The organism is Flavobacterium sp. GNP011, assembly GCF_056428925.1.
In genome coordinates this window covers 226374-251128 of sequence record NZ_JBWJVJ010000004.1, presented here as the reverse complement: position 1 = coordinate 251128, position 24755 = coordinate 226374, and the positions used below count along the sequence as shown (strand labels likewise).

Genomic DNA, 24755 nt, shown 5'->3' with positions numbered 1-24755 from the left:
ATCTTCTTTGATTTGTACAATTGTATTCCTGCATCAAGTCTATCTTTTAAATATTTGCTTGGTCTATTTCCGTTAATTCCTGCTCCAAAAATAATACCCACATTAGTTGTATGGATCTCATTTTCATTAGAAAAAATTAATGATTTAGTTTTTGATCTCACATAGAAGTTTATTCCTAAAACTAGAATTAACCCAACAATTGAAATGAAAAATAGTTTTTTAAAATGTCTTTTTATGAATTTTTTCATGTCAAATAAATTTAAATCAACCCAGCGCGTTTTAGCAACGCATCCGCCTTTGGTTCTTGACCACGAAACTTTTTATACAATTCCATTGGTAATTCGGTGCCACCTTTAGAAAGGACGTTGTCTTTGAATTTTGTAGCAACTTCTTTATTGAAAATTCCTTTTTCTTGGAAATAAGCAAACGCATCCGCATCTAGAACTTCGGCCCATTTGTAACTATAATATCCAGAAGAATAACCACCTTGAAAAATATGTGAAAACGAGGTGCTCATGCAATTCTCAGCAACATCAGGATATAAACTTGTGCCTGCCATTGCTTGTTTTTCAAAAGCTTTTACATCTTCAATTATTTGAGATTTTCCGTGATAAGTCATATCCAAAAGTCCAAAACTGATCTGTCTTAATGTTGCCATTCCTTCTAAGAAACTCGCACTTTCTTTTATTTTTTCTACGTATTCTTGAGGGATAACTTCACCCGTTTCATAATGTTTTGCAAACAATGCCAATGCTTCCGGTTCGTAGCACCAGTTTTCCATTACTTGGCTTGGCAATTCCACAAAATCCCAATACACTGAAGTTCCAGACAAACTTGGATAAGTTGTATTGGCTAATATTCCGTGTAAGGCGTGACCAAATTCATGGAATAAGGTAGTTACTTCATTGAAAGTTAATAAAGATGGTTTAGTCTCTGTTGGCGGTGTGAAATTACAAACGATAGAAACGTGTGGTCTTTCATTGATTCCATTTTTTATAGCTTGCGATTTATATGATGTCATCCACGCGCCATTTCGTTTTCCTTTTCTTGGAAAAAAATCAGCATAAAAAATAGCCACTAGTTGTCTTTCGAAATCCAACACTTCAAAAGTCTGAACATCTTCATGATATTTGTCAATATCAAAAACTTCTTTAAAAGTAATTCCGAATAGTTTTTCGGCAATGGTGAAAGCGCCGTTTAAAACATTTTCTAGTTTGAAATAAGGTTTTAAAATCTCATCATCAAAGTTGAATAATTTTTGTTTCAATTTTTCAGAATAATAAGCGCCATCCCATTTTTCTAATTGATCAATTCCGTCAAGTTCTTTTGCGAAAGCGGTTAATTGAGCAAACTCTTTTTGGGCTGCTGGTTTTGCTTTTTCTAATAAATCATTCAAAAACGAAAGTACTTTTTCAGGATTTTGCGCCATTCGTTCTTCCAAAACAAAATCAGAATGTGATTTGTATCCCAATAAATTAGCACGTTTATGACGCAGTTTTACAATGCGTTTTACGTTTTCTTTATTATCGAATTCGTTGTCTTGAAATGATTTTTTTCCGGCAGCAATGGCAATTTCTTTTCGTAATTCGCGATTGTCAATGTAAGTCACAAAAGGCAAGTAACTCGGGAAATCAAGAGTAAAAACCCAACCTTCTAGCTCTTTTGATTTTGCCAAACTTGCGGCCATTTCTTTGGCATCATCCGGTAAGCCTTTTAAATCATCCTCGTTAGTAATATGCAATTGATACTTATTGGTTTCAGCCAAAACATTTTCGCCATACGTCAATTTAATTTTGGCTAATTCGGTGTCAATTTCGCGTAATTTTAATTTGTCTTCTTCGTTCAATAAGGCTCCATTTCTAGAAAATCCTTTGAATTTTTTATCTAATAAAGTCGCTTGTTCTGTAGTTAATGGTAACGAATCTTTTTGATCATAAACAGCTTTAACTCTTTTGAACAAATCTTCGTTTAAGGCAATATCATTACTAAATTCAGTCAACAACGGAGAAACCTCTTGAGCGATTTTTTGCATTTCGTCATTAGTTTCAGCTGAATTCAAATTGAAGAAAATTGAAGATAATCTATCCAATTGTTCACCAGCAAAATCTAAAGCAATAATCGTGTTTTCAAATGTTGGAACATCAGAATTAGTAATGATGGCATCAATTTCAGCTTTTGCAGCAGCGATGTTTTCGATAAAAGAAGGTTTGTAATCTTCTAGTTTTATTGCCGAAAATGGCGCTGTATTGTGTTTGGTATTGAATGTTGAGGTAAGTGTTTTCATAATTTTATTTGAAGGGACAAGTCGGAACTGTCCTTACGTTTTAAAGTTTAAAATTTTCTAAATCTTGGTACGTATTCCAAAATCGGAGTAATTCGATGGTATTAGAATTTATTCTGTAATAAAGCGTTATTTGTTTCGTAATTACAACTTTGTTTACGTTTTTGTAATTTGTAGAAATAAATTCAATGTTGTTATTTACTAATAGAGCTATTGTGTTGTCTACTTTGTCTATAAAATTTACAACATCTTGAAATGACCATTCAGCTTCAAGATAATCAATGTTTTATCAATAGTCTTTTTTTGCTTGTGGCGACCAAATAACAATCACTATTTGAAATATTTCGAATAGCGATTTCTGGTTTCCTCCATGACCATATCATGAGCAATCCCTTCCTTGTTTTCTAAAGAAAAAATGGCTTCATCGATGGCTGCCTTTTGTTTTTCGGTTAAAGTAGATTTAGATTGAATCAAATGAATAATTTCTTCAATCAATTTTGGGTTTTCAATATCCAAAATAACTTTGGCTAACTCAATTTTTGAAGTTTGAATATTCATAGTTTTCTTTTTATTAAAGATAATTATTTTTTCAATTCAGATGCCGCTTTATCAACAGCTTGTTTTAATCCTTCTTTATAAAAAATGATTTTGTCTAACACACATTGATCGTGACTACCTATGATTTGTGCGGCAAGGATTCCGGCATTTTTGGCTCCGTTAAGCGCAACTGTTGCTACTGGAACGCCACCAGGCATTTGAAGTATTGACAAAACCGAATCCCAACCATCAATAGAATTACTCGATTTTACAGGAACGCCAATAACAGGAAGTGGCGACATAGAGGCAACCATTCCAGGTAAATGCGCCGCACCACCAGCACCAGCAATGATTACTGAGATACCTCGGTTGTGAGCATTTTTACTAAAATCAAATAATTTTTCAGGTGTTCTGTGTGCCGAAACAATATCAACCTCAGTTTCGATGTCAAATCCTTTTAATATGTCGATGGCTTCTTGCATTACCGGCATATCCGAAATACTTCCCATTATGATGGCTACTTTGCTCATTTTGTTTTATTTATTTTGGTTCTGGAATCATATCCCAAATTTCAATATTGAATTCTTCTTGAATGGCTCTTAAATATTTAATAGAATCGAGTTCTGAATTGATTTTTTCTTGAAAATATTCTTTTTCAGAAATAGCTTTTTCTTTGATTCTCTCTTTTCTTCTTTCAATATATTTTTTTCTGTTTTTTACAAAGATTTCATCATTAAGGTTTAATAAATCAATTAGATTTTTAGTTTCAATATCTTCGGGTTGATTTAGAAAATAGCCATCAAAATATATTAATCTTTGTTCGAAATCTACAGAAGTTGGATGTAAAATAGGTTCAATCCAAGTGGTTCTTTTTAAATTGTTTGGTTTGTGTTTTACCATAAACCAATTTTGGTAATTATCTGTTTCTAAATATTTTAGTAAAGGATTGAAGTGTTCAATGTCTACGGCATCATTAGGACCAATGTGTTCTTCGGTATAAGCACAGAAGTTCTTTTGTTCTTTTAATAAAATGGCAGCTAATTTTTTGTTATTACTTTTTTTGTAAATAATGGCGGAGGTAATGATTTCAGAATCAGGATTTTTTAAAATTCTCTTCATATCTTAAAAATTATATTCTTCCCCAATTTTTTCTAGTTTTTCAGAATATTCTTTTTTGATGTTTTCATCTTTCTCAAAATATATCTTTTGCTTTAAGTCTAAATATTCATCATATTTTGCTTGACCAAATTTATTTATGTAATTGATGCCAAAATCGTTATAAAGCATATCATTTGGATCGTCACCAATAGGAGAACTTCCTCTTCGAACCGCTACTTTTCCTTCTTCATCAAAATACAAAATAAAACGTTCATCAGCCTCAAAAGATGCTGCTATAAATGGAGAATGCGTGGCAACAATAAATTGGGCATCCGGAGCAAGATTTTGGTAATGATCCATCAAATCCATTTGCATATCTGGATATAAGGAACGTTCCGGTTCGTCTATTAGAATAATTGAATCTACAGTGTTAAATTTGAATAAGGGCAAGAATGATAATAATAGTCCTTTTGTTCCTGTACTTGTATTTTGGATTGGAATTATTTCGTCATTTTTTTTATTTTTTATAGGTATTGAAAATTCGGTGTTAATTATGTCTACTTCCAAATTTAATTTTTCTAAAATGGGATTAAATTTTTCTGCGAAATCTTCCAATTTATTTGGGTTTTCCTTTTGCCAATTTAAAAATTCGGTGTTTAATTTTTTAGTGTCAGCAAGTAGTCCTTTGTGGATTAATTCGGACATTTTTTGTGTGAAATTTTTACGATACTTTAAAATTTCATTTAGAATAAATAACCAAATTGTGCTTTCTACCTCTTCGTCAAATAGCATTCCATAAGAGTCTTTGGATTTAAACGAATCTTCTATATGAAAAAGTTCAGCACTATATTTTTCAATTAGATCAACGGGATTCTTCTCAAATAGATTAATGTTTTTGGTAGAAATTAAATTTGCTTTGAAGTAAAAAATATCTTTTTTGTAGTTTTGAGGTATTAAATCTGTTACAGTTCCTCCCTTCCTTTCATCTATGTAATTCCTGTTTTTATAGAAAATCTCTTTTTTTCTTAATGAAAGTGTTTCATTCTTAATGATAAATTCAACTGCCCCGTCTATTTCCTTTACAGAAGTTCTTAATCCACTTAATGAATTACCATCTACCACTTCCAGATTAAGAATATTTGAAGAATAATCATAAATCAATTCTAGTAAACCAGTTTTCCCAGTAGCACTTTGTCCAATAAAGCATATCTTGTCTAAAATTTGACCTCTACGTTCGCCTGTTTGATACGTAAAATCAAAATCTAGATTTTCTAAATGTCTAAACTGGTCTATACGTAATTTTGAAATTTTCATTTATTGGATTTTTACAAATTTAATTAAAAAACAATAGCTTTTGTAAAGTGTTGTAACTGCTACTGAAAAACTGATTAGTGCTACTTTTTATTACTACAACAAACTGTGACTGTCAACTGAAACTAAATACTAATCACTCTAATACTATTCTTAACCTCCTCCGCAATTCTCCTCGCTTCAATCATGTTCTCATTTACAATAGTAACATGTCCCATTTTTCGGAAAGGTCTTGTTTCTCTTTTGCCGTAAATGTGAGGTGTAACGCCATCAATTGCCATTATTTTTTCGATATTTTCATAAACTACTGGACCCGAAAAACCTTCTTCGCCAACCAAATTTACCATAATTCCAGCAACTTTGCTATCCGTATTTCCTAAAGGTAAGTCTAAAATGGCGCGTAAATGATTTTCAAATTGAGAGGTGTAACTCGCTTCAATGGAATAATGCCCGGAATTGTGTGGTCTTGGAGCGACTTCATTGACTAAAATTTCATCGTCTTCGGTTTGAAACATTTCTACAGCTAATAATCCAACATGATCAAATGCTTCAGAAACTTTTAGTGCAATTTCGATTGCTTTTTGCGCCACATTATCATCGATTCGAGCTGGACAAATTACATATTCAACTTGATTGGCCTCGGGATGAAATTCCATTTCAACCACTGGATATGTTTTTACTTCGCCCGAAGCAGAACGAACAACAATAACTGCCAACTCATTTTTGAACGGAACCATTTGTTCCGCTATGCATTCAACATCTGGTAATTTTACTAAGTCAATTGCTGAACGGCACACTTTTACTCCGTTTCCATCATAGCCAAATTGAGCACATTTCCATACAAAAGGAAATTCTAATTCGTCTTTCTCTAATGATTTTCTCAAATCATTTAAATCTACAAATCGTTGATGAGGTGAAGTTGGAATGTTATTTTCGACATAAAAATCTTTTTGATGACCTTTATTCTGAATCATTCGCAATGTTTTTGGCGATGGGAATATTGGTAAACCTTCAGATTCTAGTGCGTCTAAAGCATCTAAGTTTACATTTTCAATTTCAATAGTTAATAGATTTGCCATTTTTCCAAATTGATAAACGGTGTCATAATCCATTAAACTTCCTTGGTAAAAAGCATTGCAACTGTATCTTGCAGGTGATTCTTCATTTGGTTCTAAAACTAAGGTTTGTATGTCAAACTTTCGGGTATCGGTCAATAGCATTTTGCCTAATTGTCCGCCTCCTAGAATTCCTAATTTGAAATCAGATGAAAAGTAGTTCATTGTGTTGTTGTTTTATTTCTTTACAAATAAAGTTTTGCAGTTATTTGTAAGTAGTAGTTGTATGTTCTGCAAAGATACTTGTTAATGGTCAAACCGAAAAATACTAAGCAATTTTCTTCATGATTTCTCTAGCAACTGCTTTGTAAGCAGATGAATATTTAGTGTAATCATCAGTTAGTATTCTGGCCAGATTAGCATGTACTTCTGAGTTTTTTTTACCCATTTGGTAAAGTGTTCTTATGGCATAAGCCTTTGTGGCTACTTTTCCATCAGGATCTATGAGCCAGTCATAGCTGCTTTCTATCAAGATTTTTTCTTGCTTTTCGGTAAGGGAAGCATGCATTGATAGAAACATGCAAATTTTTGATATAGATCTCAAGGTACTGTAGTTTGTATATAAAGGTAAGGTCTCACAAAATTGATCTAAATAATTGAAAAGTAGATGCAAGTCTTTTTCTAAAATCATTTCCAAGATCCAACAAGCTTTATGATTGTTTTTGTCTAAGGGTGAAAGAACAATTTTAAAAAAATCTGGCATCAAGTCTGGATTGCTCAAAATGTAATGAGAATTTACTTCTTTACTAGCCACATGAGCCGTGCTTTCTTGTATTTTTTGATATAACTCTTGATTTACCATAAATGAATTATTTTAATTTTTAAAGTATACCTATTCTTGTAACAATTATTCTAAGATGTAAAGTGAGAAATTGCTATCTTTGCCCATTATTTTAAATACAAAAATAATGATACAACTTCACGATAAACAATTTGTTCCATTTATTTCGGCAAAAGAAATTGATTTTGCCATAGCTAAAATGGTATCACAAGTTGAGGCAGATTTTGCTGATGAAACTCCTATTTTTGTAGGAGTGCTTAACGGTGCTTTTATGGTAGTAGCTGACTTTGTAAAACAATATAAAAAACCATGTGAGGTTTCGTTTATAAAAATGGCTTCGTATGAGGGTACTTCTTCAACGAATGAGGTAAAGCAATTGATAGGAATTAATCAAGATTTTACCGGTAGATCTGTGGTTATTATTGAGGATATAGTAGATACGGGAAATACTTTGGTAGAATTAAAAGAATTGTTTAAAAAACAAAATGTCAAACATTTTAAAATTGCAACACTTTTTTTTAAACCTGAAGCATACCAGAAAGACATCAAAATTGATTACATCGGAATTCGAATTCCTAATAAATTTATTGTAGGATACGGTTTAGATTATGACGGACTTGGAAGAAACTTACCTGAAGTATATAAATTAAAAGAATAACTACAAAACAACATGATTAATATCGTTTTATTTGGCAAACCAGGAGCTGGAAAAGGAACTCAAGCAGAGTTTTTAAAAGAAAAATATAAGTTAACTCACATTTCAACTGGTGATGTTTTTAGATTTAATTTAAAAAATGATACCGAGTTAGGCAAACAAGCTCGTGTTTACATGGATGCTGGGGATCTTGTACCTGATGAATTAACTACTAAAATGCTAATTGATGAAGTAAATAAACATCCAGATACAAACGGTGTTTTATTTGACGGGTATCCAAGAACACTTTCTCAAGCAGAAGCATTAGATGTTTTTTTAGAATCTATTGGGTCAAAAGTTGCAGCTACAGTAGCGCTAGAGGCTGACGACGAGATTTTAATTCAGCGTTTACTTGAAAGAGGTAAAACAAGTGGTAGAGTTGATGATCAAGACGAAGAAAAAATCAGAAACAGATACCAAGAGTACAATGAAAAAACCGCTCCTTTGATGGATTTTTATAAAAATCAAAACAAGTTTTTCATCGTAGACGGGATTGGTTCCATTGCTGAAATTACAGAAAGAGTAAGTGCAGTGATTGATAATTTATAATTGATAATTTCAAATACGCAGAACAAGAGATATAAACGAATCCATTAAAAAATTGGAAATACTAATAATATTTTTTCTGATATTACTAAACGGAGTGTTCTCAATGTCAGAAATAGCATTGATTTCAGCTCGAAAAAACCGATTAGAGACAGCAGCAAAAAAAGGCAATAAAAGTGCTAAAATAGCATTGGACCTTGCAAATTCTCCCAATAAATTTTTATCAACGGTACAAATAGGTATTACTCTGATTGGGATTTTAACGGGTATTTACAGTGGTGATAAGATTACTCAAGATGTAGAAATTTTTGTAAGTGGTTTTGAATTTTTAAAACCCTACGCACAGCCAGTTTCAGTAGGTTTAGTTGTGGTAGTATTGACTTTTTTCTCTTTAGTTTTAGGGGAATTATTACCTAAACGAATAGGACTAAATCATCCAGAAGGGATTGCTAAGGCAGTTGCTTTGCCAATGAAAATGGTATCTATTGTAACAGCTCCTTTTATTTGGCTTCTTACTACATCTACAGATTTTTTATTAGATGTTTTGCAAATTAAACCAACAGCTGATGGAAAAGTAACCGAGGAAGAAATAAAAGCTATTATTAAGGAAGGAACTGAGGGTGGAGAAGTTCAAGAAATTGAACAAGATATTGTGGAGCGTGTTTTTCATATTGGGGACCGAAAAATCAATTCTTTAATGACGCATCGCAAGTCGGTTGTTTTTTTACCACTTCATGCAGATAAAGAAAAGGTTAGAGAGTTTATGCTTAAAGAGTTGCATTCTATTTATCCCGTTTTTAATGAAAATTACGATGACATAGTAGGTGTGGTTAACTTAAAAAATATTTTTGCTCATTTTGAAAACGATGAGTTTAATCTAGGATCAATCATGACGGAAGCTCCTTTTATGATGGAGCAAACAACGGCCTATGTCGCGCTAGAAAATTTTAAGAAATCAGGGATTCATTATGCATTTGTATCTGATGAATATGGCGTTTTTCAAGGAGTAATTACATTGAATGATATTCTTGAAGCATTGGTAGGTGATGCTTCTGATTTTTATAAGGATGATTTTCAATTGATAGAAAGAGAAGATGGTTCGTGGCTAGTTGATGGACATTATTCGTTACATGACTTCTTGACTTATTTTGAATTAGACGAATTAATAAATGATTATGAAGTAACTACGCTAAGTGGTTTAATAATGACTGAACTGTCGCACATACCCAAACAAGGTGAGAAATTGATTTGGCAAAAATTTGAATTGGAAGTTATCGATATGGATGGTGTGAAGATTGATAAAGTAATGGTGAAAGCCTTAAAAGATTAAAATAGTTTTACGCTAGTTAGTTGATTACTATTTAAACTAGAATTGAAACTGAATACTAAAAAAAATGACTGAGGGAAATTTTGTAGATTACGTTAAAATATATGTTTCATCTGGAAAAGGTGGCAAAGGATCTACGCACTTGCATAGAGAAAAGTTCATACAATATGGTGGGCCAGATGGTGGTGATGGTGGAAGAGGTGGACACGTTTATCTAGTAGGTAATAAAGCATTATGGACGCTGTTTCATCTCAAGTTTGCAAGACATATCAAAGCAGGTAATGGTGGAGATGGAAGTGGAGATAGGAGTACTGGTGCTGATGGAGATGATAAATACATAGAGGTGCCACTTGGTACTGTTGTAAAAGATAAGGAAACAGGAGAAATTTTATTTGAAATTACTGAGGAAGGCGAAAAACAAGTCCTTTCACGCGGTGGAAAAGGTGGATTAGGAAACTGGCATTTTAGAAGCTCAACCAATCAAACGCCACGATACTCTCAGCCAGGTTTACCAGGAGTAGAAATGGATGTTATTTTAGAATTGAAGGTACTTGCTGATGTAGGTTTAGTTGGTTTTCCTAATGCGGGTAAGTCAACTTTATTATCTGTTTTGACTTCGGCTAAGCCAAAAATTGCTGATTATCCTTTTACAACTTTAAAACCTAATTTAGGAATTGTGGCGTACAGAGATTTTCAATCTTTTGTGATTGCTGATATTCCTGGAATAATTGAAGGAGCTGCTGAGGGTAAAGGTCTTGGACATTATTTTTTAAGACACATTGAGCGTAACTCTACATTGTTATTTTTAGTTCCTGTTGATACACCAGATATCAAAGGGGAATATGATATTCTTGTGAATGAGTTGACCAAGTACAACCCAGAAATGCTAGATAAAGAGCGTTTATTAGTGATTTCTAAATGCGACATGCTTGATGATGAATTAAAGGCTGAATTGAAAACAGAACTGGATGCATCTTTTAAAGACATTCCATACATGTTTATATCTTCTGTAGCGCAACAAGGGCTTACAGAATTAAAAGACAAATTGTGGAAAATGTTAAACGACTAATTTCACTTTTTAAAATAGTAAATCCGCTTCAAGAAATTGAAGCGGATTTTTTTTGTGGCATATATTTAGTTTTTAACTTTTACACGAACCCCTTTGGTATGACTACTGAATTCTGGGGCGTACATACTTTGAATAGTTGTAATTCCATTTGAAAATACTCCCGCATTATTGACGCGAATATCATATTCTAATACATAGGTTCCTTTGTTTATAGAGTCAAAAAAGAAATGAGTTGCAGCATCTTTTGTACTGTTGTAAAATCCTAATCCTCCTTTGTATTGGTATTCAGATAGTACATTTACTGGTTCAAAACAAGAGGCTCTTAGGTCTTTTAAATGAACAAATTCCATGTCTTCCTTTGCCGTAATGATTAATCTTACGGTAACTAAATCTCCAATTTGTAATGGAATTGTTACATTTATTTTTTGCAAAACATCACCATTAGCTGTGTTTTTTTTGATAAATAATTCTTTTGCAACCGATAAAATACCTCCCGAATTATTTTTTATTTGATCTAATTCTTCAAAATATTGCCAATAGATTCCGCCAAATCCAGGGACATTTGATTTGTTTTGAATGGTAATGTTTCCCATTTCTTTTTTGATTTCATCTGATTTCCAGTTGAGTTTTACATAACCAGTTTCGGCCTCTTTTTCGTTTTCGGAGAGTTTTTTGGTAAGTATTTTTTCGTCGCCAATTTTGATCACGGTATTGTCTTTTACACTCAACCAATCAGTTCCTTGCATTAGTAGTGCGTAGACAGCTTCGGTAGATGCTTTTGTGGTAGGCCAATTCTTTACTTGTTTGTTTTTTAGCAACCAAACTTTCATTTCGTCTACTGCTTTCTTGTCGTTTGTCACTTCGGCGAAAGCCTCAATGAGCAAAGCTTGCGTTTCAATTGGTGCTTGATGCCAATACCAGCCTGCCTTGTTTGCAATCCAATACATACCCCAATCTTCATTGTTAGAGGCAGTTTCTTTTAAACTTTCGATTATTTTATTGGCAGTATCTTTTTCACCAAATCGATTTAATGTTATTGCTGCCAAACCTTTTTCGTACAAGGAATAGGAAAGCCAATCTTTTTTTGCAGTTTCTATATACCATTTTGTGGCTTTCTTTATCGTATCAGAAAGAGGTTGCTGCTCTACATAAAAACTACGCGTATACAGGTAATGCAATTCAGAGTATGGATTGTGCCAAATTATTTTTTCTGATGGAGTTGATATTGTTATTCTATTCTTATGTTGCTCTAAAAACTTTTTGTCTAAGAATGGAATACCTATTTTAACAATTTGTTCTATTTTTTCAGTACTGTTAGTCGTTGTGCTTAATTTTGTTAAATGCCCTAGACCTGCTAAGATATGTCTTGTAATGTATTCGCTTTCATTTCCGCCGTCAAACCAGCCAAAACCTCCGGAAGGTTTTTGTTTCTGTTTTAATTTGGAAAAAGCAATTTCTTGCGCACTTTTCATTTTCTCCAAATCAAAAAGTAAAGCTAGGTTTTTCTTTTTTTTGGCATCACTTTTTGCATCATTGATCCATGGTGTTTCGGCTAGGATTATCGACTTTAATTCTTCATTCTCCTCCAGTTTGGAGTCAGTTTTTTTGTTTGCTGTCCAAGTTTTAAAAAGACTTTCAATTTTTGGATTGCTTGAAATGATTTCTGACGCTAAAGCATTCGAATAGAAACGTGCAAATGTTTGTTCAGCACATTCGTGTTCGTATTCCATTAAGTATGGCAAGGATTGTATGGCGAGCCAAGTAGGATTTGAGGTGTACTCAAAGGTAAATTGATGGTTTTTTAAAGTAGTAGAGGTGTTGTTTTTTAAATTTTCAAGTGAATACTCTTTTTTAGAATTGTCTCTAACCCAAACTGGAATGCTCTCCGTGACAAGCATGCTATTCGTTAAAACAGGTACAATGTTTTCCTCGCCATCCGAAAAATCTCCAGCTTTTGCTACTATTTTATATTGAACTCCTTGTAAACCTTCAGGAATATAGATTTTCCAACTTACAGATGTGTTTCCAAATGCTGCAATAGTGAAGTTTTTGACGGTGTTATTATTTGCCATTTTAACATCAACTGCTTGCATGGTAGTAGCATCAAAAAGTTGTAAAACAGCCATTCCTTTTTTAGTTTCATTGGTGATGTTTGCAATTTTGGCTGTAATCACGATTGAATCTCTTTCTCGAAAAAAACGAGGAAAATTAGGAGTAATCATCAGTTCTTTTTGAGTAACGGTCATTTTTTCTAAATACCCTGAAACAGCGGCTTTGTTATGCGCTAACAAACGGAGTTTCCAACTGGTTAAAGCCTCTGGTGCACTAAAACTGAAACTCAGTTTCCCTTTGTCATCGGTTTTTAGATGTGGGTAAAAGAAAGCAGTTTCAGAAAGATTTTTTCTTGCTTTTACTTGTGTTAAGGCTTCAAGTGCTTTTTTGGTAGTGATGATGATAACACCATTTTTGCCTTTTTCGCCGTATAATGCGGTGGCTTTGTCGGCTTTTAGCACCTCTATCGAAAGAATATCTGATGGATTAATTAATTTTATTTGTGCATCATTCATAGGTTTTCCGTCTACTATATATAAAGCACCATTTCGTTCAGATGAAGTGCTATTTCCCCGAATGACAATAGGTTTTTTGAATTTTACCATATCAACCTTAAGAGCTGGCGGGGTTTCACTAACCTGTTCAACTGCTGCTGCGATGCCTCTTCCTAATGGTTCCTCAGATAGTACTGCATCAGGATCTCCTTTAATCATTTCACTTCCAAGTTTTTTATCTTTTATGTCATAGAAAGACATTCCATTTCCATAAGTTGATTCATTAAAATTAAAGCCAAACCATTTTAGGAGAGTAACTTCATTTAGAAGATTTAAAGGATTTGAATCTAAATTTAAATTCTGAAAATAGATATACGTTTTGTCAAATCCTAAACCTGTTTTGAAGTAGATATTATTTCTACTAAAATCATTAAAATTTAATGCGTCCCACGACGTTTTAGTAAACTGGTCTAAAGAGCTGTCATACATAGAAGCCAAAATTTCAGCCTCCAAATTAGTATTAGAAGCATTCAATTTGAATGACCAATTTTCAATAGTTCCAGGCTGAATTTTATTTCTAAAACTTTCCACTGAAATTTCCATTTTAGGTTCCTCATATTTTAATGCAACTTCTAGTTGTTCCGTAAATGCTTGGTTCTCAAATACACTTTGGAAACCAACTTTTAGAGACTTTTCGAAATCCTTTTGAAGGGGAATAGTGACTGTAGCTTGTTTGTTTTCTAAAACAATGTCTTGTTCATTAAAAGTGCCGTTTTTATAATTGGCAGTAGTATGAATATGTAATGAGTCTAATGCAGAGCGGATTTCAACGGTTACAAAACCATCCTTTTTTGGGTCTTTGTTGATTTGCTCAATAGTAAATAATTTATTTGGGTTGAACTTGTCTTTGCTTTGTATGATTGAGAGATTAGAAACAGTTTCGATAGGGTTTTCAAAACTATCTTTGGCCGAAAATACAACTTTATAATTTCCAGATTGATAATCAGTAATGAAATCGAGTGCGATGTTTTTGTCCTTTTCAGTATCTATTTTTTTAGAAAACAGTAAGATTTCAGTTGGTTTTTTGGAAGTTTCAGATTGGTTAACTTCGTAAGGAAATAATTTTTCAAAATCGGCATCCGAAATAGTAGCGATGTCGGGTTGTGTGAAAACTCTAGATTTGAATTTATTTTGAAACGGATTTACGAAATACAATTTAATTTCTCCTTTTGCAGCTTTAAATTCTCCATTTAAATTTGTGCTGCTTAGGGTAATTTCATTTTTGTCTTTCGTTTCTATGCTGTTTGCAGTAAAAGCATTCAATACCAAATCATGGTAGCCTACTTTAATAGTGGTAACGGCAGTATGTGTTTCTCCATTAATATCGGTAACGCTTGCGTTTATTCGATAATTGAAAATAGGAAGCTGTTCCTTAATTGCATTTTTAGACGGTTTTGCAATGAAATCAATCACAAATTTGCCAGAAGCATCTGTTTTGGTTTCGCTACTAATTAAAGTTTCTTCGGGCTCGTTACTATAATAATTTCTGAAAGAATTCGTAAAACGAGTTATGGTGTATGTTACTTTGGCATCCGAAATCGTGCTACCGGCAAATGCTTTGGCAGTTCCTTTTACGGTAACTGATTGATTCACCTGAAAGCTTTCTTTTTTAGGTTCAAAAGTCACTTCAAACTTCGGACGTTTGTATTCCTCAACTTTAAAATAAGTAGATGAGTTTTCTAAAGTAACATTGTTTAACAAAGGTTGTTCGTCTCCAGTAATGTCAGAAGAAATATTTTTGGTGTAAGCTGCAGTGTGTTTTGCTTGAATTCTAAAATTTCCCGTCAAGCCAGTTTTTGGCAAAATGAATTCACCAGAAAAAGAACCAAACTCATTTGTGGTAACTTCAAATTCTTTTAGGTTGTTGTAATTAGGATCTTGAATGCTTATTAGGAAAGAAGTATTGGGAACAACATTGGATTGGTCTTTATTTTTTTGAAATGCAATTCCTTTGAAATAAACCGGTTGTCCAGGTCTGTAAATAGCTCGATCCAGGTAAAATTCAACTTTTCTAACAATTTTTTTATCTTCTATTTTTTTATAATCATAACTGTTATATAAATATCCTTTTTGGATGAATAAGGTGTCGTTTTTTGTTGAGAATTGTATAGGTTCGTAATCTTGATTGTAATTTTCTTTTTTATAGAAAGCGAGTCCGTTTTTATCTGTTTTTAGGGTTTTATTTACTATTTTTATAGTAACGTCTTCAAGTGGTTTTCCCGTTTTTCTGTCTAAAACAGTGTAATGTTCAGTGCCATCTTTTGTATTTGCCAAGACTGAAATATTCGAAACTGTGATGGTTTCAAACCCAAATCCTTTTGTCTCTTTGGATTCATTATCACTTTCAAAATAGACCAAATAACTACCTGTTTCTAATTGTGGTAGAAGTACCTCGGTGGTGTATTCAAAATAATCTTTTTTGTCAAGTAGTTCGTAGCTTTTTGTTAGTAATGGTTTTTTATTAGTTACAATTTGGTTAGCCAAACTGTCACTTTTTTGGTATTCTTGGTAAAATTCTTCTTTTTTATTATTACTTATTTTAAAAAAAGAAACCTTTAAATTGTTGGTGTTTCTATATCGAATAAATGCTCTTGTATTTTCTCTATTATAAATGTATTGTTGCAGTTCAACTTGAATGGTTTTTGAAAGTAGTTCTTCCTTGGCTTGTTGTGCCAGTTTGAAGGTATTTGAATTATCATTAGTTTTTAAAACGCTTTCTAATTCGGCTAACGCTTTGTTGTTATAATCGGGATGTGTCTCTTTAGATGCTAATCTGCCGAAAATGGTAGCTTTTTCTAATTTAATTTTTTGTAATGGAATATTCTCACTTGATAGTTTTTCTAAGTCGAGTAAAGTAGTCAGTAAGTTTTCATCAGATTTTAAAAGGTAGTTAAAACAAAATAGTATGCGCTCTAATTTGTTTTCAATAGTTGGTGCATCAGCTTCTAGCTTTTGATACAAGGAAAGCACTTTTTTTAAACTTTCATCTTCTATAAAATCAAGGTTTAATTTTAAAAAGGTATCAGTATTTCCCAATAAGTTATCTTTATTCGCTTCAAATTGTTTCGCTTCAAACTGCCATTCATTTATTTTTAATTTGTAAAAGTCAATGTTTTCTTTTAACAAATAATCAAACAGATTTTCTTTTTTTAATTTTTCTAAAGTAAAAAAATTAAAAATGGATTCGTAATTAGTAAGAGCTGTAGTCTTTAAAGTAGCCTCGTTTTCTAATGTTTTTTCGAATATTTTCTCAATGTCCTCTGAAGTATTATAGCCATTAACTGTTGCACTATCAATTAGATTTTTGTTATTTTCATTTTCGAGTGAGGATGAATCCACAACGGCTACCCCAAAATTTTCATATTCTTCATTATAATCGCTCAAACACTTTGCATAAACTAAATTCAAAATTGCTTTTGAAGGTATCGTTGCGGTATTGATTTCGGTTTTAAGATTGTGAATGATTTTGCTTTGTGCATCTTCTTCAAGAACTTGCAGGTATTTTGACCTGTAAAAAAAACATTTAATGATTTGAACTTCATTATTCTCTGTTTTTGCTTTTTTATAAATAGCATCTACTAGTTCACTTGCTGTTTTTATTTTGCCTTTATTTTCTTGGGCTAGGATTTGTGACCATTTTTTTTCATACTGCTGAGAGAAGGCGGTTACTGTCACAAAAAACAAAGTTAAGATGTATTTTTTCATGGTAAATAGTTGCATCTATTGAATTTTTATCTTGATTGAATTGCGCTACAAATTACACTTTTTTTGAATGCAATTTATAAAGAGTTTTACTAGATTTTTTTTGGGACTGCTAGGCATAAAAAAAACAGCAACTTTATTGTTTAAGTTGCTGTTTTATAATTTTTTGCTCCTCTCCATTTACTCTTTTGAAGAAACAAAGTGGAAAAATATCTTTTTTATATCATTCTTATTTGGTGCTAAACACCGAGTGTATTACCCATGCAGGACCAATTAAAAGAAATTGTAAATCCTTGATAAAGGATGGTTTTTTACCTTCGATTTTGTGGCCATAAAATTGTCCAATCCATCCTACGGTGAATACAATTATAGAAAACCAAACTAGTGGTACGTATTGGGAAACTAAATAATTTCCGATTAGACAAATACCTGTAAAGAAGGTCATTTTTAAACCCATTAGTAAGGAAAGCCTAAAGTAAAAAAACAAAACAAGTAGTAATGCTACAAAAGCCCAATTGGCAAGTGCTGGATTTAGGGAGGCTAGGGGAGATAAAACACCACTCGGGATGCTCATAAACAAACCAACTACTGAGAAAAAGATAAGTGGTACACAGATATAATGAATCTTTTTATTGGTCAGGTTCTTGTGGCTTACGCTATATTCTTCAAACCATTCTGCTAGTTTTTTCATAATTTATTTTTTACTAAAGTAATAAATAAATTAGATTTTACTAAAATATTTTATTTTTTGCTGTTTGGATATAATGTTGTTGTAACTATTTATAGCCGTTTTTGAATGAGGGATAGAAAGGGAAATCCTTTTTTGCATTTTTTTCGCAAAAAAGATTGAACTGTATAGCCCGACCCGCTTTTTTTGCGGGGCATTCCCCAAAACTAATTTTAATCTCGATAGGTGTCAAAAAGGTATTGAAGCGTTTCAGGAATGTTATTGGCCTGCATTTCGGGATAGGTAATTTTGAGGTTTAGCCAGTTTGAAATTATACTATCAAATTCTTTATCGACGGTGTACACTACCGGAACGCCAAGTTTTTTTAATGCTGCGGCGTTACATTCTTGCTCGTAATGATTGCGAATTGGTATACTCAATACTTTCTTCTTGAGGTATAGTGCTTCGGCTGGAGTTTCAAAACCTCCGCCCGTAATAATTCCGTCACAAGTGATGAGGCTTTTATTGAATTGTTTTTGGTTAACGGGATAATAGGTAATATTTTGAATGGTGTGTTTGTGAGTTACGCTACTAAGGAACCAATGAAATGTTACATCGTGTAACTTTTGAAACGCTTTTTCGATACAGTCTTGGTCAAACGATGGTAAATAAACAGTGATATGTTGTAAATTTTGGGGATTGGCTTCAATTATTTTGTCCTTGATCATGGGAGGCCTTATGAAGCTGTCGTAGTTTTCAAAGTGCAAGCCAATGTTCTTTGGCGCTTTAGCATAATGCTGTAAAATGAGTTCGCCCATGATGTTTTTTTTATCGGGTCTGGGAGTGTTTTTAGAGAGGAAACTGGCTTGATGTCCCAATTGAACCGAATGGACGTTTTGCATTTTACAAGCTAGTGATGTGATGGCATCAAAATCATTGATTACCACATCATAGTCTTTAAGTGGTAGTGCATCAGCTTCTTTGTAGATTTGGCGTGGTTTGATATTTTTTGCGATGTTCCAGTAATCGAGTCCACCGCACTTGCTGTAGTACAAGCTGCAACCATTGCTTTTATATCGAATTGGTATTTTTAGATCTAAGCTAGCATTGTTACCGCTCAAGAAAAAATCTACTGTTCCGTGTTGAAGTAAATAAGGATATAATTGTGTAGCTCTACTGATGTGGCCGTTTCCTGTGGCTTGAATGGCATAAAATATTTTCATATTGTTTTTTTGGTTGCGAAAAATAGAGTCTTTTTACTAATTCATTTATAGTAAGTTGACTTTGTGGCAAGAACTTTGTTTGTGAAGTAGTAGTATAAATAACATGACATATAATCTCTAGCTAAAGTAATAGCAACATGTTATGAGAAAGTTTTTTTAAGTTTTCCATTTCATTATACTTTTAGTTGCAATGTTGGCAAATAATCTTTTCACATCCTTATATAAATTTCTTATTTTTGAAAAATGAAACAAATTCTTTATTCTTTTTTATTGCTACCAATGATGATGTGGTCTCAATCCAATTTTGAAAAAGCAGAGAAACTTTTCAAGGAAGAAAAATACAGTCAGGCAGAAGTTCTTTTTGAAGGCATTTTGAAAACCAATCCTGCTGATACTAAGGTTATAGAATACTTGGGCGATATTGCGGGTCAATCTAAATCATGGGACAAAGCGATAGTGTATTATAAAAAGCTCAAATTACTAAAGCCAACAGAGGCAGATTATCATTATAAATATGGTGGTGCCTTAGGAATGAAAGCGAAGACCGTGAATAAGTTTAAAGCGCTTGGAATGATTGATGAAGTAAAAGGTTCCTTTGAAAAAGCCATTGTATTAAATCCAAAGCATATTGACTCCCGATGGGCATTGATAGAATTGTATATTCAGTTGCCTGGAATTGTTGGCGGAAGCGAGTCTAAAGCGATTAAATATTCCAATGAATTAGCAAAATTATCACCTGTAGACGGCTACCTTTCAAGAGGGCATATTGATGAATATTTTGAACGATACGCTGCTGCAGAAAATCAATACAAAAAAGCCATTCAGGCGGGTAGTTCAAAAGTAGGTCCCCAAAAATTAGATAATTTATACAAACATAAATTAAAGAAAACATAGTAATCTCACTCCCTTATTTGGCTGTGGCCAATGAGCAAATAAAATTCAGAAAAATACAAATATGGAAACTAAACATCCAAATTCTAACCCATCGGTACTAAGTTCAAATAAATCTAACCATCTTCATTTTATAGCAATAGGAGGTAGTGCCATGCATAACTTGGCACTTGCATTGCACAACAAAGGATATAAAGTTACAGGTAGTGACGATGCAGTTTTTGAGCCTTCAAAATCAAGGTTAGAAAAAAAAGGATTACTTCCGCAAGAGATGGGTTGGTTTCCCGAAAAAATAACACAAGATATTGAAGCAATTATTTTGGGTATGCATGCCAAAGCTGATAATCCTGAATTACTGCAAGCGCAAGCTTTAGGGTTAAAAATATATTCTTATCCAGAATTTTTATATGAGCAGTCAAAAAACAAAACTCGCGTAGTGATAGGAGGTTCTCACGGAAAGACTACTATAACATCTATGATTTTGCACGTGATGCATTATCATAATATTGCTGTAGATTATATGGTAGGAGCGCAACTTGAGGGTTTTGATACGATGGTGCACTTGACCGAAGAAAATGATTTTATGGTACTTGAAGGGGATGAGTATTTATCATCTCCTATAGATAGGCGTCCTAAATTTCATTTGTATCAACCTAATATTGCCCTAATTTCAGGTATTGCTTGGGATCACATAAATGTTTTTCCGACTTACGAAAATTACGTAGAGCAGTTTGAAATTTTTATTGATAAAATTACTAACGGTGGAATATTAGTTTACAACGAAGACGATGCCGAAGTGAAACGCGTTGCTGAGGCTGCCACAAATCCGATCCGTAAATTAGCCTATGCTACACCACAATATACAGTGAGTGATGGAATAACACTTTTAGAAACTCCAGAAGGGGACATGCCAATTGAAGTTTTTGGTGCGCACAATTTAAATAATTTGGCTGGTGCCAAATGGATTTGCCAAAACATGGGCGTTGATGAAGCTGATTTTTACGAAGCAATTGCTAGCTTTAAAGGTGCAAGTAAGCGTCTAGAGAAAATAGCCCAAGGAAAAGGGAAAGTGGCTTACAAAGATTTTGCACACTCCCCAAGTAAAGTAGCAGCCACAACCAAAGCCGTAAAAGAACAATACCCAAATCGCACATTAGTAGCTTGTTTAGAATTGCACACCTACAGTAGTTTGAATGCTGAGTTCTTAAAAGAATATGAAGGAGCGCTAGAATATGCAGATGTAGCAGTTGTGTTTTACTCGCCAGATGCTGTAAAAATCAAACAACTTGAAGAAGTAACTTATGATCAAATAGCCAAAGCTTTTAACAGAGAAGATTTGATTATTTATACCAATCCACAAGATTTTAAAGACTATTTGTTTAACCTTGATTTAGAAAATTCGGCGTTGTTGTTGATGAGTTCCGGTAATTATGGAGGATTAAATTTTGACGAAGTAAAAAATTTAATCCAGTAGTTTTTAATATGAAAGAGCAAGTTAAGATCATAAAAACAACAAGTGAAAATCCCGATTTCATAAAACTGATACAAGCTTTAGATAAAAGTCTCTGGGAAACTTATCCCGAGTTAAAATCAGATTATTGGGGAAATAACACTATTGAATTTAATCCCAATGTGGCTTTGGTATACCATAATGAAGTGGCCGTGGCTTGCTCTTGTTTTAAAAAATACGATCAAAATACCATTGAAATAAAACGAATGTTTGTTGCGGACCTAATGCGCGGTAAAGGTATAGCACAACAAATGTTGCAAGAACTCGAATCGTGGGCCAAAGAATTAGGATTTTCTCTTTCGGTACTAGAAACGTTGTACAAGCAAACTGCTGCAATACAGATGTATCAAAAGGTAGGCTACAAGATTGTTCCCAATTATCCTCCGTATGAAGGACTGCAAAACAGCATTTGCATGCGAAAAGAAATTTAAAGGCTAGCGTTTCAAAATTAGTTTTTTGATAATGTGAATTATATTTTCTTTTAAATTTTTAAAATAGTGAGCACTATATTTTAAAAAAGAAGTTATGCGAAAATCTGTAATCTAAATGAAAGATTTAGATATTTAGCCTATTTTTCATATTGATAATGCCCCACTATTTTATATTTAAATAAACAGTCTTCCAGTACTTGTCCAGCTCCTACATTATGAACTAGTAATGGGCGCATGCCGTCACTCGTTTTTTTATATGTTACAATGCCTATGTGAGGAAGTTTATCATTAATCATCCACGTAACAATATCACCTGTTTTGTAATCTTGAGCTTTATCTGACACCAATAGCTTTTTGCCTTTTCTTTCAAAGAAAACCTCTAAGTTTGGAACTCTTCTGTGATCTATATTTGTATCAGTCCTTTTCATGCCCCATTTTTTTAAGTTGGGATATTTCGAAAAATGATTTTTCATATCCTCATGTACTTCTTTTTGTAAATCAATATTCAACTTTCGGTAAGCTCTAATGACTACATCCGTACAAACTCCTTTGTTTTTAGATACATCTCCTTTAGGATAGGGTATGGATTTATACGTTGGATCATAAATTACATTGGGGTTTATAATGGATAAAGCCGCTTTTGAAAGTCGTGTTTCAAACGAAATATTTGGTCTGCCTTGCTGCGCCTTTGATTCATAAGGCATTAAAATGCTAATAATTAGTAAGAAATAAATTGTCTTCATTTTTTATCTTTAATAAAAATAACGCTATTTTTACTATTGTATTATGCTTAATTTTAAAAAGTTACGACTTGGAACAAACTAATTTTCCCATCACAAATTGGTCCGAAGATGATAGGCCGCGCGAAAAGTTGATGCTCAAAGGTAAAAATGCTTTGAGCGATGCAGAACTAATAGCCATCTTGATTGGGTCAGGCAGTCGGAATGAGTCCGCTGTTGATTTAAGCAAACGAATTTTATCCAGTGTTGACAATAATTTAAATGCATTAGGGAAATTATCCTTAGCACAATTAACCACTTTTAAGGGGATTGGAGAGGCAAAGGCTATTGCAATTATTGCAGCTCTTGAGTTGGGTAGGCGTCGTAGATCCGAAGAGACAGTCGAATTAAAAAAAGTAACCTCAAGTAAAGTTATTTTTGAGATCATGCAACCTGTAATAGGAGAGTTGCCACACGAAGAATTTTGGATTATTTTTTTGAATAACTCTAATAAAATTATTGCGAAATCTCAACTGAGTAAAGGAGGTATTACTGGAACACTTGTTGATGTAAGAATTGTTTTTAAAACAGCTCTTGAAAATGGTGCAACAGCCTTAATTTTATGCCATAACCATCCTTCAGGAACACTTGTGCCCAGTGATGCAGATAAACACATCACCAAAAAATTAAAACAAGCAGGAGAAAGTTTAGAAATTAAAGTTCTAGATCATCTTATAGTGACTGAAAACAGTTATTTTAGCTTTGCCGATGAAGGCATAATTTAATCACAAAATATGAAAACAAAATTAACGGATGTTTTTTTTGATCTAGACCATACATTGTGGGATTTTGATAAAAATTCAGAACTTACTTTCAATACTATTTTTAAAAACATGCACCCTGATGTTGATCCTAAGCTATTCATTGATAAATATGTACCTATAAATCAAGAATGTTGGAAATTATATCAGTTTGACAAAATTACGCATGAGGAATTGCGTTATAACAGATTGAAACATTCTTTTGATGCTATTGATTACTCAATTTCGGATGCTCAAATCAATAAAATCTCTGATGAATACATCAAACTTTTACCAGATAGTAATCATTTATTTGACGGAACATTTGAAATATTAGAGTATTTAAAGCCAAAATACAATTTGCATATTATTACAAATGGCTTTGCCGACGTGCAATCCAGAAAAATGTATAATGCAAAAATTGAAAGTTATTTTCAAACAGTAACAAACTCTGAAATGGCTGGTGTGAAAAAACCTAATCCAGGTATTTTTAATTATGCGCTAACGCAAGCTAATGCTGCTGTTGCATCAAGTATCATGATAGGAGATAGCTATGATGCCGATGTTTTAGGAGCGCTCAATGCTGGATTAGACGCAATTTATTTTAATGAAAGTAGTATCGAAGTTGAGAGCGATATCAAACAAATTAACCATTTATTAGAACTTAAAAAATTTTTATAAGATGAAAAAATTAGCAGTAAGCATTTTACTTTTATTCGTAAGTATTTCTTTTGGCCAATCGGTAAACAATTACAAAGCGGTAATTGTTCCCGTAAAATATGATTGGTTAAAGATTGAAAATCAATATAGATTGAACACATTAACTAAATTTAACTTAGAAAAAGCTGGATTTGTTGCTTTTTACAATATAGAATCAATACCTACACCTTATAATAATAGATGTGATTTACTTTTTATTGATGTTGAAAAGGAAAATGGATTTTTAATTACCAAACTTTTTATAACCCTGAAAGATTGTGATGATAAGCTCATTTTTAAATCTGAAATTGGCAAAAGTAGAGAGAAAGATTTTAAAGTTGCATTTGCCGAAGCTTTAAATGATGCCTTTAAATCAATTTATAGTTTGTCATATAAGTATAATGGTAGTGAATCTAAAACACAGAATACAGTTGTAAAAACAGTCCCAATTTCGCTTGAAGTTACTCAAAATATGCCTGTTCCTAATTCTACTTTCGATATACCAGATTTTGATTCCACTATGCTATATGCTCAAGCTACTGCAACGGGTTATCAGTTAATTGACAACAGTCCAAAAGTAGTAATGAAATTGCTTAAAACTTCTCAGCAGAACTCATTTATAGCCATTAAGGGTGATATTCAAGGTTCTTTAATTTTAAAAGAGAATCAATGGTTTTTTGAATTTTATAAAAATGATGTATTGGTTTCAGAAAAAATAAATGTAAAATTCTAGAAAATAAAGTACTTC

At 32.8% G+C, this 24755-nt stretch carries 21 protein-coding genes and 1 pseudogene; 10 read left to right on the top strand and 12 right to left on the bottom strand.

Annotated elements, in window-relative coordinates; all coding sequences use genetic code 11:
* The 8 genes and pseudogenes from AC061E_RS06105 to AC061E_RS06070 all read right to left on the bottom strand — a co-directional run.
* Positions 1 to 248, bottom strand: a pseudogene (locus tag AC061E_RS06105) (SanA/YdcF family protein); the annotation flags it as partial.
* Positions 249 to 259: 11 nt separating this feature from the next.
* The gene (locus tag AC061E_RS06100) at positions 260 to 2284 is read right to left on the bottom strand and encodes a M3 family metallopeptidase (RefSeq protein WP_478285450.1); all 2025 of its coding nucleotides are present in this window, start codon (positions 2282 to 2284) and stop codon (positions 260 to 262) included.
* A 327-nt stretch (positions 2285 to 2611) separates the two neighbouring features.
* The gene (locus tag AC061E_RS06095) at positions 2612 to 2839 is read right to left on the bottom strand and encodes a hypothetical protein (protein ID WP_478285449.1); all 228 of its coding nucleotides are present in this window, start codon (positions 2837 to 2839) and stop codon (positions 2612 to 2614) included.
* A 23-nt stretch (positions 2840 to 2862) separates the two neighbouring features.
* A complete protein-coding gene (gene purE, locus AC061E_RS06090) occupies positions 2863 to 3348 on the bottom strand; it encodes a 5-(carboxyamino)imidazole ribonucleotide mutase (protein ID WP_221916346.1) in 486 nt (161 codons plus the stop codon).
* A 10-nt stretch (positions 3349 to 3358) separates the two neighbouring features.
* On the bottom strand, positions 3359 to 3937 hold the full coding sequence (locus AC061E_RS06085; RefSeq protein ID WP_478285448.1) for a hypothetical protein: 579 nt from the start codon (positions 3935 to 3937) through the stop codon (positions 3359 to 3361).
* A 3-nt stretch (positions 3938 to 3940) separates the two neighbouring features.
* Positions 3941 to 5230 (bottom strand): AAA family ATPase, encoded by a 1290-nt coding sequence (locus AC061E_RS06080; RefSeq protein WP_478285447.1) that lies wholly within the window; start codon positions 5228 to 5230, stop codon positions 3941 to 3943.
* A 122-nt stretch (positions 5231 to 5352) separates the two neighbouring features.
* Positions 5353 to 6507: a 5-(carboxyamino)imidazole ribonucleotide synthase gene (locus AC061E_RS06075; RefSeq protein WP_478285446.1), complete on the bottom strand. Its 1155-nt coding sequence runs from the start codon at positions 6505 to 6507 to the stop codon at positions 5353 to 5355.
* A gap of 103 nt (positions 6508 to 6610) precedes the next feature.
* Positions 6611 to 7144 carry a HEAT-like fold family protein gene (locus AC061E_RS06070; RefSeq protein ID WP_478285445.1) on the bottom strand — a complete coding sequence of 178 codons (534 nt, stop codon included), beginning with the start codon at positions 7142 to 7144 and terminating at the stop codon, positions 6611 to 6613.
* A gap of 106 nt (positions 7145 to 7250) precedes the next feature.
* Here AC061E_RS06070 and hpt point away from each other — a divergent pair, with 106 nt between their 5' ends.
* From hpt to obgE, 4 genes are all read left to right on the top strand, one after another.
* The gene (gene hpt, locus AC061E_RS06065) at positions 7251 to 7781 is read left to right on the top strand and encodes a hypoxanthine phosphoribosyltransferase (RefSeq protein WP_086454167.1); all 531 of its coding nucleotides are present in this window, start codon (positions 7251 to 7253) and stop codon (positions 7779 to 7781) included.
* Between the two features lie 12 nt (positions 7782 to 7793).
* Positions 7794 to 8366, top strand: a complete 573-nt coding sequence (locus tag AC061E_RS06060) for an adenylate kinase (RefSeq protein ID WP_221916351.1) — start codon at positions 7794 to 7796, stop codon at positions 8364 to 8366.
* A gap of 52 nt (positions 8367 to 8418) precedes the next feature.
* Positions 8419 to 9693 carry a hemolysin family protein gene (locus AC061E_RS06055; protein WP_478285444.1) on the top strand — a complete coding sequence of 425 codons (1275 nt, stop codon included), beginning with the start codon at positions 8419 to 8421 and terminating at the stop codon, positions 9691 to 9693.
* A gap of 64 nt (positions 9694 to 9757) precedes the next feature.
* Positions 9758 to 10759 (top strand): GTPase ObgE, encoded by a 1002-nt coding sequence (obgE, locus tag AC061E_RS06050; RefSeq protein ID WP_478285443.1) that lies wholly within the window; start codon positions 9758 to 9760, stop codon positions 10757 to 10759.
* Positions 10760 to 10824: 65 nt separating this feature from the next.
* On the opposite strand, the gene AC061E_RS06045 is transcribed toward obgE, so the two are convergent.
* The 3 genes from AC061E_RS06045 to AC061E_RS06035 form a co-directional block, all read right to left on the bottom strand.
* On the bottom strand, positions 10825 to 17085 hold the full coding sequence (locus AC061E_RS06045) for an alpha-2-macroglobulin family protein (RefSeq protein ID WP_478285442.1): 6261 nt from the start codon (positions 17083 to 17085) through the stop codon (positions 10825 to 10827).
* Positions 17086 to 17296: 211 nt separating this feature from the next.
* The gene (locus tag AC061E_RS06040) at positions 17297 to 17758 is read right to left on the bottom strand and encodes an Mpo1 family 2-hydroxy fatty acid dioxygenase (protein WP_478285441.1); all 462 of its coding nucleotides are present in this window, start codon (positions 17756 to 17758) and stop codon (positions 17297 to 17299) included.
* 209 nt (positions 17759 to 17967) lie between these two features.
* Positions 17968 to 18957, bottom strand: a complete 990-nt coding sequence (locus tag AC061E_RS06035) for a glycosyltransferase family protein (RefSeq protein ID WP_478285440.1) — start codon at positions 18955 to 18957, stop codon at positions 17968 to 17970.
* Between the two features lie 243 nt (positions 18958 to 19200).
* Between AC061E_RS06035 and AC061E_RS06030 the strand changes: the two genes are divergently transcribed.
* The 3 genes from AC061E_RS06030 to AC061E_RS06020 all read left to right on the top strand — a co-directional run bounded on the left by AC061E_RS06030 (position 19201) and on the right by AC061E_RS06020 (position 21789).
* Positions 19201 to 19851, top strand: coding sequence for a tetratricopeptide repeat protein (locus AC061E_RS06030; protein WP_478285439.1), 651 nt, complete (start codon positions 19201 to 19203; stop codon positions 19849 to 19851).
* Between the two features lie 61 nt (positions 19852 to 19912).
* Entirely contained in the window at positions 19913 to 21322 is a 1410-nt protein-coding gene (locus tag AC061E_RS06025; protein ID WP_478285438.1) for a UDP-N-acetylmuramate--L-alanine ligase, read from the top strand.
* An 8-nt stretch (positions 21323 to 21330) separates the two neighbouring features.
* Entirely contained in the window at positions 21331 to 21789 is a 459-nt protein-coding gene (locus AC061E_RS06020) for a GNAT family N-acetyltransferase (protein WP_478285437.1), read from the top strand.
* Positions 21790 to 21926: 137 nt separating this feature from the next.
* On the opposite strand, the gene AC061E_RS06015 is transcribed toward AC061E_RS06020, so the two are convergent.
* Positions 21927 to 22493, bottom strand: coding sequence for a DUF1287 domain-containing protein (locus tag AC061E_RS06015; RefSeq protein ID WP_478285454.1), 567 nt, complete (start codon positions 22491 to 22493; stop codon positions 21927 to 21929).
* A 107-nt stretch (positions 22494 to 22600) separates the two neighbouring features.
* Between AC061E_RS06015 and radC the strand changes: the two genes are divergently transcribed.
* The 3 genes from radC to AC061E_RS06000 are packed head-to-tail and all read left to right on the top strand — an operon-like array spanning position 22601 to position 24740.
* Positions 22601 to 23293: a RadC family protein gene (radC, locus tag AC061E_RS06010; protein WP_478285436.1), complete on the top strand. Its 693-nt coding sequence runs from the start codon at positions 22601 to 22603 to the stop codon at positions 23291 to 23293.
* A 9-nt stretch (positions 23294 to 23302) separates the two neighbouring features.
* Positions 23303 to 23989, top strand: a complete 687-nt coding sequence (locus AC061E_RS06005) for a YjjG family noncanonical pyrimidine nucleotidase (RefSeq protein WP_478285435.1) — start codon at positions 23303 to 23305, stop codon at positions 23987 to 23989.
* A 1-nt stretch (position 23990) separates the two neighbouring features.
* Positions 23991 to 24740, top strand: coding sequence for a hypothetical protein (locus AC061E_RS06000; protein ID WP_478285434.1), 750 nt, complete (start codon positions 23991 to 23993; stop codon positions 24738 to 24740).
* Positions 24741 to 24755 lie beyond the last annotated feature (15 nt).